Here is a 14,384-nt window from a genome sequence, read left to right as displayed (position 1 = left end):
CCTAAAAATGGATTCATTTCTTCGGGAAAGTCTAAATATGGCAGCTCTTTATCTCCACCCACATCAAGAGTTCTAATAACTACCGGTCTATCTCCCATTTTTTCTGCAACATCTTTATATACCTTAAACTGCTCTTCTTCAGTTGGAAGTTCATCACGATCCATATATAAGAATTCACTGCGGAAAAGACCAACACCTTCGCCACCGTTGACAAGAATAGGATCTACATCTTTTAGATTACCCATGTTGCCGACAACTTCTACCCGGTGACCATCCTGTGTTTCTGCTTTTTTATCTTTAAAAGCCTTAAGTCTCTCCTGTTCAGCTTCATATTCCTCTAATTTAACTTCATATTCGTCCAGTGTAGATTGATCAGGGTTAAAGTAAATATTACCGCTATTTCCATCTACAATAATTTCCATTCCATTCTCAGCCTTTTCAATTAACTCACTGCCAACTCCTACAACTGAAGGAATCCCCAGCGAGCGGGCCATAATAGCTGAGTGAGATGTTCTAGAACCTTCCTTAGTTACAAAAGCTAAAACCTTATCGGTATCCAGCTGAGCTGTATCAGAAGGTGTCAGATCCTCAGCAATTATAATAACTTCGTCGTCCATTTTATCAGCTATATCTTCAATACCAAGTAAATTTTTAATAACTCTCATACCAACATCTTTGATATCAGAACCACGTTCTCTCAAGTATTCGTCATCCATTGCTGCAAACATTGCCGCAAATTCGTCAATAACTTCTTTTACCGCTGCAGCTGCATTCAGCTTATTATCTTTGATCTTATTTTCGAATGCAGGAATTACCTCGGGGTCATCTAAAATCATCAGATGAGCAGCAAAGATTTCTGCCTTTTCCTCACCGAGTTTTTCAGCAGTTTCTTCTTTCAGCTGTTCTAGTTGTTTTTTTGATTCAGTTAGAGCATCATGTAACTTCTCAATTTCCTGCTCTACCTGTTCATCAGCAATATTCTCTTTATCAATTTCAATTTCTTTCTCTAGTTTGAGTAATGATTTTCCAATAGCAATACCAGGGGAAGCAGCAATTCCTTCCAATAAAATCACTATTCGTCCTCCTTTGCCATTTCAACCTCAATGAAATCAACAAGTTCTTTTACTGCTTTATCGGCATCAGCACCATCTGCTCTAACAGTAATTTCATTTCCTTTTCCTACTCCCAGGCTCATTACACCCATAATACTCTTTGCATTAACCTCTTTTTCTTCAAAAACTATTTCAATTTTTGAATCAAATTTACCTGCTTTCTGCACAAATTGAGCTGCAGGCCGGGCGTGCAGACCGGTCTTATTAGTGATTATAACCTTCTTTTCTTCTACCAATCTGATCATCCTTTCAAAATTTTTTATTAATACTACTCATTTATATATTTTAACATAAATCTTACCTAAATTTCATCCTTTTTTACAAATTATTTTTATTTATGATCGATTTTTTTTCGATTGCCGCCAGTACTTCATCCAGTGTTTTGCCCAAACTTGCTTCAACAGCACCTAAAACTGCCCCTTCTACAAGAGGAGCATCAGCCAACTTGATCTTCTTTTGTTTTAGTTCTGGCAGCCATTCTTTTACCATCTTAAAACTCATTACCGCACTCCCAAGATCAGCCAGAACTACAATACCATCCTCTGAATCCATACTTTCTAATTTTTCCTGAATCAAATCAGCATCAGTTCCAAGCTTTCCACCACTGGTTCCTCCAGCTATCTGAATATCAATATCAGCCTGCTTCATCTCTTCAGCCAGTTCTTTAGTACCTTCAGCTATTTTAAAACTGTGGGATATTATTAAAATATTGACCATGTCTACACCTCAAATTATTATTTTAAAAAATTTTCTATAAAAGTTTTAATCATTAAATAAGCGGAAGTAGCTCCAGGATCCTGGTGACCTATACTTCTTTCTCCAAGATAACTTGCTCTACCCTTTGTAGCCTGCATTTCAACTGTGTTTTCCATTCCTTCTGCTGCTGCCTTAAGACAATTATTTAAAGCTGTATTTAAATCAAGATTATTTGCACGACTATTTTTTAGAGATTCTGCTGCGGGAATAATAGTATCCAGCATTGTTTTTTCTCCTGCTTCTGCCTTACCTCTTTTTTGAATCCCGGCAATAGCTTCTTCGGAAACTTCTATTAAATCATCCAGGCTGAGTTCATATTCTGAAATAACCTTAGAAATATTTAAAAAAGCTGTGCCATACAGTGGACCTGAAGCTCCACCAACATTAGATATAAGAGTCATTGCAGTTAATTTAAATAATTCACTTCTACTTTCGAAACTTTCGGTCTCAAGTTTTTCTTTCAGTTTTTTAAAACCTCTGGCAAGATTAACTCCATGGTCCCCATCACCAATAGCTGCATCCAGTTCGGTTAAGTAACTTTTATTTTCGATTATTACATCTGCCGTTTTTAAAAAAAGCTCTTTTGTTTTTCTAGCCATATCTTTACCCCAATTCTATTTTAATAAGTTAATTTCAGTTTCTGCTGTTAATAAATCAATTAAATCCTCGTCTAATTTTAAAATTGTTAAGGAAAGACCTTCCATCTCAAGCGAAGTCATAAATTCTCCCACATAGTTTTTGTAAATTTCTACCCCTTTACTCTCTAAAAATTGATTTGCTCTTCTATTTGCGATGTAAAGCTCCATTAGTGGAGTTCCCCCCATACCATTTACCATTAGGGCGACTCTGTCATCTGATTTCACTTTTAAATCAATTAGAATATCTTCCAGTAAAGAGTCAACAATCTGATCCACTTTCTTTATTTTCATTTTTTCAGTCCCGGGTTCACCATGGATCCCAATCCCCATTTCCATCTCATCTTCAGCCAGACTAAAAGTACTTTTTTCTGCAGCTGGAAGTTGACAGGGATTGATAGCAACTCCCTTTGTTCTTACATTTTTAATAACCTTTTCTGCAGTTCGCTTAACTTCTTTAAGTGCAGCCCCCTGAGCTGATTTTGCGCCAGCAATTTTATGAACAAAGACAGTTCCAGCCACCCCACGCCTTCCTGTTGTATAAAGACTGTCTTCTACTGCTACATCATCATTAACAACAACCTGATCAACTTCTATTCCCTCTGCTTCAGCCATTTCAGCAGCCATTTCAAAATTCATTAAGTCTCCAGTGTAATTTTTAATAATTAGAAGAACGCCATTACCGCTGTCAACTGCCTTCACTGCCTCAAAAATAGCATCCGGAGTAGGAGATGTGAAAACATCTCCAGCAACAGCAGCATCAAGCATTCCTTCTCCAACATAGGCTGCATGAGCTGGCTCATGGCCACTGCCACCCCCACTGATCAAAGCAACTTTTTCTATGGGAGCATCTTTTCTAACAATAATATTATATCCATCCAGTTTTTCCAGGCGCTGATTACTGGCCATTACTATCCCTTCAATCATCTCCTGCACAACCTTTTCGGGATCATTAATTAATTTTTTACCCATCTACACCACCCCTCCTAATTGAAATTCCATAACTGATAATCACTTGTTGAGACTGCAAAAACACCTTTTTCTTTTAACTCAATAACCTCTTTTTTACTCTTGATTAAACCACCTGCAATTACAGGGTATTCATATTTACTATTTTTTTGTTTTTCGATAAAATAGGGGGCTGCAATTCCCGGCAAAATTTCAACCGCATCAACAGCTCTCGGGTTAAGCGATTTTTCCGCACTAATTAGAGAGGCTGAGTCCAGTAAAAAAACTCTTTGGATTGTCATTAAACCATGCTTGGAGGCTTCTTTAATTAAATATCCTTTTGTAGAAATTATTCCATCACACAAATCATTATCTGCCAGATATTTAATTCCCTCTTTATCGTGAGCAATCCCACTAACAAGGTCAATATTTACCATTAAAATTTTATCTTTAGAGTGTGCCATTTTCATTGATTTTTTAAGATCAAAAATTGAACCAGTTAGTAAAAAAATTAAAACTGACTCCTTAATATCCATTGCCCGCTTCAGATCTTTAATTTTACGTACAGCCGGAATGATGGGGTATTTTGTAAAATAACCAGCTAAATGTTTCAAATATTTTCCTCCCTTAAGAAAACTCCCAGTCAGCTGACCGGGAGCATTTAATAATTAATTTATGAACTTAAATCAAATCGATTTACCAGTTGATTTAAATTTGATGCCATATCAGCTAAAGAGTCCGCGAGTGAAGTGATTTCCTCAATTGAAGCATTTTGTTCCTGACTGGCTGCTGCTACCTCTTCAGTATTAGCAGAAGTTTCCTCAGAAATACTTGCAATTTCTCCGACTTCCCGCACAATTTTTTCAGTATAGCTATCCACGTCTGCTACTATTTTAATTGAAGACTCTATACCTGTAGAAGCATTTTTAATTTTATTTTCTATGTCAGCAAAAGAATCTTCAGCACTGCTGACAACATTTTCTCCATTCTTAATTTCTTCAAGCCCATCATCCATCCTAGAGCTTGCAGTTTGAGTTTCCACTTTTACATCTTCTACAAGTTTCCTGATTTCTCCAGCTGAATTAACTGATTCTTCCGCCAGTTCTCTGATCTCATCAGCTACTACAGAAAACCCTCGCCCTGCTTCTCCAGCTCTTGCCGCCTCGATTGCAGCATTTAAAGCAAGTAAATTCGTCTGCTCAGCAATGTTATTTATAATATTTAAAATCTCATCTATTTCATTGGATATAGTTTCTAAATTTGAGATTCCAGAAGCGACTTCCTGAATAGCATTTCTAATCTTTGCCATCTGACTGCTGACTCTATCCATTTCTGTCTTTCCACCTGCAGCAGCTGTTTCCATCTCTTCAGCAAGTGATTCCACTTCCTGATTTGACTCTTTTAATTTATCAATATCAGCTGCCAGAGTTTTAATCTGTTGATTAATATTATCAACACTTGCCGCCTGATCATCTGCACCAGAAGCAACATCATTAATTGATTGAGCGACCTGAGTTGAAACATCTCCAACTTCTGTTGAAACTTCTTTTAGATAACTTGAAGATTCTTCTACCTCATCTGATGCCTGATTTATATTTAGAATAACTTTTTTGAACTCTTGAACCATATTATTAAAAGCTTTACTCAACTTCCCTATCTCATCATCCTTATCAGTACTCTCATTTAACAACACTTCATTATTTAAATTACCTGAAGCCAGCTTATTAAAGGCCTCAATTAAAGTTTTTAGAGGTCTTAACTGCCAGTTTAATAGTAAATAATTTGCTACAAATAAAATAACTACTCCAATAAGAGCAATAATTAATATTATATTTCTAATATTATTAACTGGACCATTAATTACTTCCTGAGGCACATCAATCGCCATATAAATACCATATTTTTCACTAATCTGATCAAAATACTGTGTTCTACTATCACCTACTCTAACTGCAGATTCCTGCTGACTGTTAATCTGTTCTGTAAACCACTGATCTTCAATCTTTGATCCCATTAGTGATTTATCAAAACTACTCAAAATATACCCATTATTATTTACAAGGCTGAAAGCAGAAACATTCTCCAGTGATTCCAGAGTCTCACTGTAAAAAACTTCAAGATTTGTGGCCATTACATAATAACCTATTACTTCTTCTCCTTCAGCTGTTTCTTTTTTAATCTCAGATCCAAATAATACATGAGGTTCCCCATTTATAATATGTACTTCTTCACTGGAGATATTCTTAAACTGATCTTCCGGCATTGCTTTTCCAGCATAATCATAAATATTATTTTCCCCTTCTATCCTTGAATCAACTAAAACTATACCATCTGCTGTTGTAACATAGGAAAATTGAGTTTCATCAAACATTCGATTATTATCCTTCAGCAAATTAGCTCTATTTGTAAAAGTACTCAACCAGCCACCACCAGCTAGATCAATTAATTCTCCGTCCTCAACATAATAATTACTCATATTAACCAGATTGTAGACATCCTCAAAACTGGCAAAATAATCAGTTCGTTCTTTGAGTCGGTTTAAGTTACTTAGTATTTCTTCTCTCTGATTCTGCCTGATTAAATCAATTCTCTGGTCAATCTGATTTGACATTATAGTCTGAGTATAACTATAAGTAAAAAATGAAACTGCAGACATAACCGCTATTACAATTATTGTTAAAATAATGCTTATCTTCCATTTTAAATCCATATTTTTGAGCACAAGCAACATCCCCTATTATTTATATTTGTTTATTAATTTGAACCCTCTATAATATAATTTGATTTAAAAAGCTAAAATCCTGCTTATTTATAGAGATTAATTAATAAAATAATAGGAAAATACCAGAAGATTAAATGAAAACCTTCTGGTATCAATAAAAATACTCTTATTTAATTTCTGCTGGCATATCTCTAGTTGCTACAATATCGGCTCCCGTATCTAAAATATTTTCTATAAAAACATCCCCCATACTTATTGGGGCCTCAATTACCTTATTTCCTATAATCTCCATTGCCTCAAACATATTTTCTAGTGGAATCTGTTTTGTGGTTTTTACAGGACAGAGAGCTAAGGCTCCATTTTTAACTTTAATTGTGGTTGGTAAAATCCTGGTTGGCGCTACTATTTCTTCTTCAGCATAGCTCTGTCCCTGAGGACAGGCATTTCCTTTAATTTCAATTATCTCATTACCTTCGTACTCAACTGTTACTTCACAGCCTTTAGGACAGGCTACACAGGTGAGGGTTTTTGTTTCAATCATTTAATTTCCCTCCTTTTCGATAATATCAACCTTTATTTCATCTAAATTACCTAAATCATCAAGAGTTTTTTGCGCAAGTGGTACACTGATCATTTCTCCAGGCTTTGCAAAGGGTTCAGAGAAAGAATATAACTTCTCACCGTCTGCATAAAGATTTATATCAACAGCTGTTAAAGGAGTTGACACTCTCATATATAAGGGAATGCGTTTGCGATCTCCAGCCTCAAGTTCAATTTTTTGTGGAATAACATAACTTACATTTTTACCTGCTTTTACTTCTGCACACCTTCCGGTTTTTTCATAATTATCTTTGATATATTTAGCTGCATGTTTTCCTGCAATCTGAGACTCTTCGGTAACCCAGTCAACTAAATCATGAACATGAAGTACATTACCACAGGCAAAAATTCCTTCGATATTTGTTTCTCGACCTTCGTTTACAATTGGGCCACCTGTCCGATCATCAAGAACTACATCAGCCTTTTTGGAAAGTTCATTTTCAGGAATCAAACCAACAGATAAAAGTAGAGTATCTGCTTTAATTGTTTTAGCAGTTTCTGGTATAGGTTTAAGATTTTCATCTACCTCAGAAATTTCAACAGCTTCTAATCTTCCTTCACCTTTAATTGCAGTTACTGTATGATTAAGCATCAGTGGGATATCATAGTCTTCCAGACACTGAACAACGTTTCTGGTCAATCCACCAGTATAAGGAAGTAGTTCACAGACTGCTTTCACATCAGCACCCTCTAATTTCATCCTTCGGGCCATAATTAATCCAATATCCCCTGAGCCGAGAATTACTACCTCTTTTCCCGGAACAAAGCCCTCAATATTTGTATAACGCTGAGCTGTTCCAGCAGTTAATACTCCAGCCGGTCTTGTGCCTGGAATTCCAATAGCACCAGCAGTTCTTTCCCGACAGCCCATTGCTAAGACAACTGCTTTAGCCTCTATTTCCAGAAAACCTTCTTTTTTATTCATTGCATAAACTTTTCTATCTTTTGTAACATCTAAAACCATGGTGTCCAATTTTACTTCAATATCTCTTTCTTCAACATCATTGATAAAACGCTGGGCATATTCGGGACCAGTAAGCTCTTCTTTAAAATGATGCAGACCAAATCCATTATGAATACACTGAGGTAAAATTCCACCAAGTTCAAAGTCTCTTTCGAGGATCATTACATCTTTAATTCCATCATCATAAGCAGTTTTAGCTGCTGCCAGTCCAGCTGGACCGCCACCAATAACTACTAAATCTTTTTTCACTTTATGCATTATCCATCACCTTACTTCCCAGTAATTCTTTAATTTTATATTCTAAAATTTGAGAATTCCCTTCCTCCTGTTTAACTTCAGTCGGATCAATTCCAAGCTCCTGAGCTATAATATCTACTACCCTTGGTCCACAGAATCCTCCCTGACATCTTCCAGCTCCAGCTCTGGTTCTGCGTTTTACTGCATTTACTGTTCTGGCACCAACTGGACTGTTAATTGCATCTACTATTTCTTTGTAGGATACAGTTTCACAGCGGCAGATAATCTGACCGTAATCTTTATTTTTGCCTACCATTTTGGCTCTTTCCTTATTTGTCATCTCATAAAATCTAACTGGTTCTTCTCTGGTTTCAATATAATCCTTTTTCTCAGAGAGCTTTAATCCTTCATCAGCAAGAATTTCTGCTGTATAATCAGCAATAGCTGTTGATGAGGCCAAACCAGGAGATTGGATACCAGCAACATTGACAAAACCTTTAACATTTTCTGCAGCTTCAATCACAAAGTCTTCACTATCATCTGCTGCTCTTAGCCCGGCAAAAACTCGGATTGTATCTCTTAAATCCAGACTGGGATAAAGCTTTTTTGCTCCTTCATAAACTTCTTTTAAACCTTCTCTGGTTGTTGCAAGATCAGTTTTACTTTTCACATTATGAGAAGTTGGACCAATCAAGAGATTGTTTTCAACTGTTGGAGTTACTACAATACCTTTACTAATCGGGGTTGGAACAGGAAAAACAACATGATTTACTACAAAATCTTTGGCGTGATCATAAATATAATATTCACCTTTGCGGGGAGTAATATTAATCTTCTCAATTCCTACCATTTTTGCAATTTCATCTGCATATAAACCTGCTGCATTTACTACATAATCCGCCTCAAAATTACCCTGATTGGTTTTAACCCCAACAACTTTTCCATCCTCAGTCATTACATCTTCAACTACAGTTTCAAGTTTAACTTCTGCTCCATTAGCTACAGCATTCTGGGCCATTGCCAGAGCAGCTTCCCAGGGAGTAATCACTCCTGCTGTTGGTGCCCATAGTGCTTTTACAGCTTTAGGAGAAATGTTTGGTTCATTTTCCCTTAACCACTCTTTTCCCACAATCTCCATATTCGGCACATTATTTTTTAATCCCTTTTTATATAATTCATCAATTACACTTAAATTGTCATCTTCCAAACCTACCACAAGTGATCCTATTTCTTCATATGGTATATTTAGCTTTTTTGCTACTTCTCTAATGCCCTGGTTACCTTTTACGTTTAGATGCCCTTTTAATTTATCAGGGTCTGCATTATAACCTGCATGGATAATTGCTGTATTAGCTTTAGTAGTACCTGTTGCCACATCTGCTTCCTTCTCCAATAATAAAATATCAAGATTATATCTGGCTAATTTCCAGGCAACCGCACAGCCAGATATTCCAGCTCCAATAATAATTACATCATATTTTTTACTCAATGAATTTCCCCCCTAAAATAATATAAAAATTTGATAATTTTCACAGCTGGATCTCTTCAACCCAGCTGTGATTAATTTTATGTCAAATATATTAATTACTCCTCTGACCAATTTTTAGAACGCTCAACTGCTTTTTTCCAGCCCTTATATAATTTCTCTCGTTTAGTTTCAGACATTTCTGATTTAAAATCTTTATCTTTTTTCCACTTTTCAATAAGTTCTTCTTTATTTTCCCAGTATCCTACAGCTAAGCCAGCTAGATATGCTGCTCCCAGAGCTGTTGTCTCATTAATTTCTGGTCTTTCCACCTCAGAACCTAAAATATCTGCCTGGAACTGCATCAAAAAGTCATTCATTGCCGCTCCCCCATCTACTCTCATCTTCTTTAGCTCAATTCCAGAATCTGCTTCCATTGCTTCTAAAACATCCCTGCTCTGATAGGCAATTGACTCTAAGGTAGCCCTGATAATATGATCCCTGGAAGAACCTCTGGTTAGACCGACAATTGTTCCTCTGGCATACATATCCCAGTAAGGAGCCCCAAGACCTGCAAAAGCTGGAACCACATAAACTCCACCGGTATCATCAACTCTGCGTGCATGCTCTTCTGATTCTGGTGCTGAATCTATCAACTTCATTTCATCGCGGAGCCACTGAATTGCAGCACCTGCAATAAAGATTGAGCCTTCAAGAGCATAGTTAACTTTTCCATCTACCCCATAAGCAATTGTTGTTAATAGACCATTTTCCGACTTAACTGCCTTTTCCCCGGTATTCATTAACATAAAACAGCCAGTCCCATATGTATTTTTAGCCATTCCCTGATCATAGCAGACCTGACCAAATGTAGCTGCCTGCTGATCTCCTGCAATTCCGGCGATTGGAACATTCTGACCAAAGAAATGATAATCTGCTGTTTCTCCATAGACTTCACTTGACTGTTTTACACCTGGCAGCATTGACTCTGGAATTTCTAAAATATCCAGCATTTCCTGATCCCATTCTAAATCAAATATGTTATAAACCATTGTTCTGGAGGCATTTGTATAATCAGTTACATGAATTTCTCCACCTGTTAACTTCCAAATTAACCAACTGTCAATGGTTCCAAATCTTAATTCTCCTTTTTCTGCTCTTTCCCTGGCACCATCAACATTATCCAGAAGCCATTTTATTTTTGTTCCGGAAAAATAAGCGTCTACAACCAGTCCGGTTTTATTTTTAATTTTTTCTTCTAAGCCCTGATCTTTTAAATCATCACAAATTGAGGCTGTTCTTCTATCCTGCCAGACTATTGCATTATGAATAGGTTTACCAGTTTCTGCATCCCAGACAACTGTTGTTTCTCTCTGATTTGTAATTCCTATAGCAGCAATTTGAGAAGGTTTTATATCTTTTCTACCCATTGCATCTGCCATAACTGCAAGGGTAGTACCCCAAATTTCATCCGGATCATGTTCAACCCAACCAGGTTTCGGAAAATGCTGAGTAAATTCTCTCTGTGAAGAATTCACAATATCTCCATCATGATTAAAAACTATTGCCCTTGAACTTGTAGTACCCTGATCAATTGCTAAAATATAATCTTCCATTTTCATATTCCCCCATTTATTAATTTTTAATAGCAAAATGTTAAAACAAATTTTTAACTCCCTTAAAGTTAAATTCTTGCTGCAATTTAATTATCCTTTGTTGCAATCTTTTTTTGCTAATTCAGCTAGCTCTTTTATTTCTTTTTCATTCAGAATATCCAAAAGATCTCCTGTTAACATATCTTCCTTAACCTCTCCCCTCTGCAGAACTTCAGGCAGATATGATCTAATAAATGTTTTATAAATAAATGCTCCCAGTACTCCTCCAATTAATGGACCCACAATTGGAACCCAGAAATAATAATTATGAGCGGTAAAAGGTGCTGAACCCCAGCCCGCTAAAGCAGTAAATAATTTAGGTCCAAAATCACGGGCAGGATTAATAGCAAAACCTGTTAAAGAACCTCCGATTCCACCAATCGCAGCAACTAAAAGACCAACAGATATTGCCGCTCCTAATCCTTTAGGTGCAGTTGAATTTAAAGACTCTGTCATTGCCATAACTCCCATTAATAAAACGGCTGTCAAAATCAACTCAATTATCATTGCTTTAGGATTTGAAATATTATCCATGGCAATTGTGTGAAAAACTGTCATATTGCCAGTAGTTTTTTCTGCAAATTGTTCAGCATAAATATAATAAGCTCCAGCTGCTCCAATAAAAGCTCCAATTATCTGAGAGATTATAAATGGAATTACTTTTCTCCAGGGAAAATCCCCTACAGAAGCTAAACCAACTGTAACAGCAGGATTAATATGAGCTCCACTGACTCCTCCTGAAATATAAATTGCCATTGTAACTCCTAAACCCCAGAGCACACACAATTCCCACCAGCTTATATCTGCTCCCACCTGAACTAAATTAGCAACAACACCAGCTCCAAAAAATAATAAGATCGCTGTACCAATAACTTCTGCAATACATTCCCCTAATAAACTTTCTTTATCTAAATATTCCTTCTGAAATTCTTCCCTATTCATTTAATTTTACCTCCATTATTTAACTCCTTAATCAACTGCTGTTCATAACAACCCAACTCCTTTATATATAAAATCTGCAGATTTAAAAAGGCTTTTAAAATACAAAAAAACCTTATTGAAATTTAGATAAAATTGGGTAAACTACCCCCTCTAAATCTCAATAAGGTTTTCTCTTCGGCTCAACCTCACACTTTTTATTTGATTGTGAATAAAGTATAGCATTAAAAATAATAATTGTCAAACACTTTACAAAATTAAATTAGGTTTGGTCCCAAAAAGCCTAAATAAATTTCTTTAATATACAAATAATAACAATTAAATATTCTTTTATCATCTTGAAATCAATTTAATTAATCCGCCATAATCCTTTAGATGGCAGGCTTTCTTTGATATAATTAAGTTAAGAAATCAAAGAAAGGATGGTAAAATGTTTGTTCCCAACAGTCATCAGCAGTTAAGTCTTTACGATTCATTTAAAGATTTACCCAAATATCTGCAGGAATATCTTTTAAATTCCTGGGCTCATACTTTCCAGGAAGTTATCTTTCCTGCAATAAATGAAGAACGCTTTGCAGTACTCTACAGTGATAAAGGTTCTAGACCTAATACTCCTGTTAACATAATTATCAGCTCACTTGTAATTAAAGAACTCTTTGATCTCACTGATGAAAGATTAATTGCAAATGTTCATCTGAGCATGGAATATCAATATGCTTTAAGATTGACCAGCGAAAAAAGGCCTCCCATCTCTAAAAATACTTTCAGTAATTTTAGAGAGCGGGTAACAGACTATTACAAAGAAACAGGTATAGATCTAATCCAGCAGGAAGTAGAATCTCTGGCTGATTTAATTAGAGAGCATCTTGAAATCGAAGGTAACAGAGCAAGAATTGACTCTTTTATGGTTTCTTCCTCTGCCAGAGAATTATCAAGAATAGAACTGGTCTATGCTGTTAATGCTAAATTCATCAAAATGCTTTCTAAATCATCTAAAGACCTTATCCCTGAAGGACTGGAAGTCTATCTTGAAGAGTCCCACAGAAATGATGTCATCTACCGTACCAAAAATGACGAAACTAAATCTAAGCTCCAAAAGCTTTTAGAAGATGCTAAAACTCTTTATGATACAGCAGTTAATGCTGGTAAAGAAGTTACTAATACCGAAGAGTTTATGCTTCTAAAAAGAATGCTTGGAGAACAGACAGATCATGATGACGATGATTTTGATGACCTTGATCCTGATAATATTGAAGCTAAAGATGGTACAGAATTAGGATCTGATATTCTGCAAAATCCCAGTGATCCTGATGCGACCTTCAGACAGAAATATGAAGCTAATATTGGGTACACAGCTAATGTAGTTGAATTTTTTGATGGTGATAATTCTGTAATTAAAAGCTATGATTTTAAACCAAATATCTATGCTGACCAGAGTTTTAGTGCTGATACTTTAGATAAATTAATTAATGATCCTGCAGTTAAAGATAATCCAGAAAATCCATTTAAACTTTTTATGGATGGTGCTTACTACAGCTATGATCTGGCCAAAAAAGCTATTGAAGCTGGTATCAAATACATGCCTGGTGAATTAATGGGTAAAAAACCTGCTGCTAACAAAATGACTGTTTATGAAAACTTTGATCTTGATTCTGACTATGAAAATATTCTAAACTGTGCCAATGATATTAAACCTGACTATCAGGAAAAAAACAGTGACAAAAACTCATTTTATGCTATCTTTGATAAGGAAAAATGTACTGACTGCAGTCTGAAATCAGAATGCAGAATTAAAGCCAAGAAAAAACATAACTCAATCAGTTTTACTGAAAAACAATATGAAACAGGGAAACTCAGAAAAACAATGGGTGAAAAAGAATATATTAAAGAATGCAATCAGAGAGCTGGTGTAGAAGGACTACCTTCTGTCTTCAGACGCAAATACAATGTCGATGATATGCCTATCAGGGGTGAAGTGTGTCAAAAAATATGGTTCGGCTTTAAAGTTGCAGCAGCAAACTTCAAAAAGCTGCTGAAAGGATTAAAACCAGCCACCCCATAGTTCAGGAAGATCTTTTTCACACTATATAATTTTATTTTTACTGAGTAATTTAAATTTTAAGGTTCAAAACTCTAAATATTTTTAAATTAAGGATATTTATTTAGGCTTTTTGGGACCAAACCTAAATTAATCTTTTTACAATTTTTTATAATTTGATAAATTATCATTATTTTCTGTCATTTTTTTAATAAAAAAAGGACCGGCAGCGACCTACTCTCCCACATCGTTACCAATGCAGTACCATAGGCGCTGGAGGACTTAACTTTTGTGTTCGAGATGGGAACAAGTG

13 protein-coding genes and 1 rRNA gene are annotated in these 14,384 nt (G+C 35.7%); 1 reads left to right on the top strand and 13 read right to left on the bottom strand.

Annotated elements, in window-relative coordinates:
- The 12 genes from ptsP to CI949_RS09440 form a co-directional block, all read right to left on the bottom strand.
- Positions 1-1,073, bottom strand: a 1,073-nt coding sequence (ptsP, locus tag CI949_RS09495) for a phosphoenolpyruvate--protein phosphotransferase (RefSeq protein WP_290765651.1), incomplete at its 3' end; no start/stop codon positions are given.
- A complete protein-coding gene (locus CI949_RS09490; protein ID WP_290765648.1) occupies positions 1,073-1,348 on the bottom strand; it encodes an HPr family phosphocarrier protein in 276 nt (91 codons plus the stop codon). The genes CI949_RS09490 and ptsP, both read right to left, overlap by 1 nt.
- An 82-nt stretch (positions 1,349-1,430) precedes the next feature.
- Entirely contained in the window at positions 1,431-1,829 is a 399-nt protein-coding gene (gene dhaM / locus CI949_RS09485) for a dihydroxyacetone kinase phosphoryl donor subunit DhaM (protein WP_133530271.1), read from the bottom strand.
- Positions 1,830-1,846: 17 nt separating this feature from the next.
- Entirely contained in the window at positions 1,847-2,467 is a 621-nt protein-coding gene (gene dhaL / locus CI949_RS09480; RefSeq protein ID WP_133530272.1) for a dihydroxyacetone kinase subunit DhaL, read from the bottom strand.
- 15 nt (positions 2,468-2,482) lie between these two features.
- Positions 2,483-3,475, bottom strand: coding sequence for a dihydroxyacetone kinase subunit DhaK (gene dhaK / locus CI949_RS09475; protein ID WP_133530273.1), 993 nt, complete (start codon positions 3,473-3,475; stop codon positions 2,483-2,485).
- 14 nt (positions 3,476-3,489) lie between these two features.
- Positions 3,490-4,065 carry a glycerol-3-phosphate responsive antiterminator gene (locus CI949_RS09470; RefSeq protein ID WP_133530274.1) on the bottom strand — a complete coding sequence of 192 codons (576 nt, stop codon included), beginning with the start codon at positions 4,063-4,065 and terminating at the stop codon, positions 3,490-3,492.
- 59 nt (positions 4,066-4,124) lie between these two features.
- Positions 4,125-6,173 (bottom strand): methyl-accepting chemotaxis protein, encoded by a 2,049-nt coding sequence (locus CI949_RS09465; RefSeq protein ID WP_290765641.1) that lies wholly within the window; start codon positions 6,171-6,173, stop codon positions 4,125-4,127.
- Between the two features lie 166 nt (positions 6,174-6,339).
- Complete coding sequence (locus tag CI949_RS09460; RefSeq protein WP_290765638.1) at positions 6,340-6,714, bottom strand: DUF1667 domain-containing protein; 375 nt, start codon at positions 6,712-6,714, stop codon at positions 6,340-6,342.
- Positions 6,715-7,995 carry an NAD(P)/FAD-dependent oxidoreductase gene (locus tag CI949_RS09455; protein WP_290765635.1) on the bottom strand — a complete coding sequence of 427 codons (1,281 nt, stop codon included), beginning with the start codon at positions 7,993-7,995 and terminating at the stop codon, positions 6,715-6,717.
- Positions 7,988-9,463, bottom strand: a complete 1,476-nt coding sequence (locus CI949_RS09450; RefSeq protein ID WP_290765632.1) for an NAD(P)/FAD-dependent oxidoreductase — start codon at positions 9,461-9,463, stop codon at positions 7,988-7,990. Before CI949_RS09450 ends, CI949_RS09455 begins: the two co-directional genes overlap by 8 nt.
- A 95-nt stretch (positions 9,464-9,558) precedes the next feature.
- On the bottom strand, positions 9,559-11,055 hold the full coding sequence (gene glpK, locus CI949_RS09445; protein WP_290765629.1) for a glycerol kinase GlpK: 1,497 nt from the start codon (positions 11,053-11,055) through the stop codon (positions 9,559-9,561).
- Positions 11,056-11,145: 90 nt separating this feature from the next.
- A complete protein-coding gene (locus tag CI949_RS09440) occupies positions 11,146-12,036 on the bottom strand; it encodes an MIP/aquaporin family protein (RefSeq protein ID WP_133530280.1) in 891 nt (296 codons plus the stop codon).
- A 427-nt stretch (positions 12,037-12,463) separates the two neighbouring features.
- On the opposite strand from CI949_RS09440, the gene CI949_RS09435 reads away from it, so the two are divergent.
- Positions 12,464-14,095, top strand: a complete 1,632-nt coding sequence (locus tag CI949_RS09435; protein WP_290765625.1) for a transposase — start codon at positions 12,464-12,466, stop codon at positions 14,093-14,095.
- A gap of 197 nt (positions 14,096-14,292) precedes the next feature.
- Here CI949_RS09435 and rrf read toward each other — a convergent pair.
- Positions 14,293-14,384 (bottom strand): 5S ribosomal RNA (gene rrf / locus CI949_RS09430); the annotation flags it as partial.

This window comes from Halanaerobium sp. (assembly GCF_003070835.1).
Note: the sequence above shows the minus strand (reverse complement) of the source record. Positions and strands in the feature narration are given on the sequence as shown.

What these genes read in the sequence shown, in the direction of transcription:
- dhaM (WP_133530271.1), bottom strand. Translation starts at nt 1,829, where the DNA reads ATGGTCAATATTTTAATAATATCCCACAGTTTTAAAATAGCTGAAGGT.
- dhaL (WP_133530272.1), bottom strand. Translation starts at nt 2,467, where the DNA reads ATGGCTAGAAAAACAAAAGAGCTTTTTTTAAAAACGGCAGATGTAATA.
- dhaK (WP_133530273.1), bottom strand. Translation starts at nt 3,475, where the DNA reads ATGGGTAAAAAATTAATTAATGATCCCGAAAAGGTTGTGCAGGAGATG.
- CI949_RS09460 (WP_290765638.1), bottom strand. Translation starts at nt 6,714, where the DNA reads ATGATTGAAACAAAAACCCTCACCTGTGTAGCCTGTCCTAAAGGCTGT.
- CI949_RS09455 (WP_290765635.1), bottom strand. Translation starts at nt 7,995, where the DNA reads ATGCATAAAGTGAAAAAAGATTTAGTAGTTATTGGTGGCGGTCCAGCT.
- glpK (WP_290765629.1), bottom strand. Translation starts at nt 11,055, where the DNA reads ATGGAAGATTATATTTTAGCAATTGATCAGGGTACTACAAGTTCAAGG.
- CI949_RS09440 (WP_133530280.1), bottom strand. Translation starts at nt 12,036, where the DNA reads ATGAATAGGGAAGAATTTCAGAAGGAATATTTAGATAAAGAAAGTTTA.
- CI949_RS09435 (WP_290765625.1), top strand. Translation starts at nt 12,464, where the DNA reads ATGTTTGTTCCCAACAGTCATCAGCAGTTAAGTCTTTACGATTCATTT.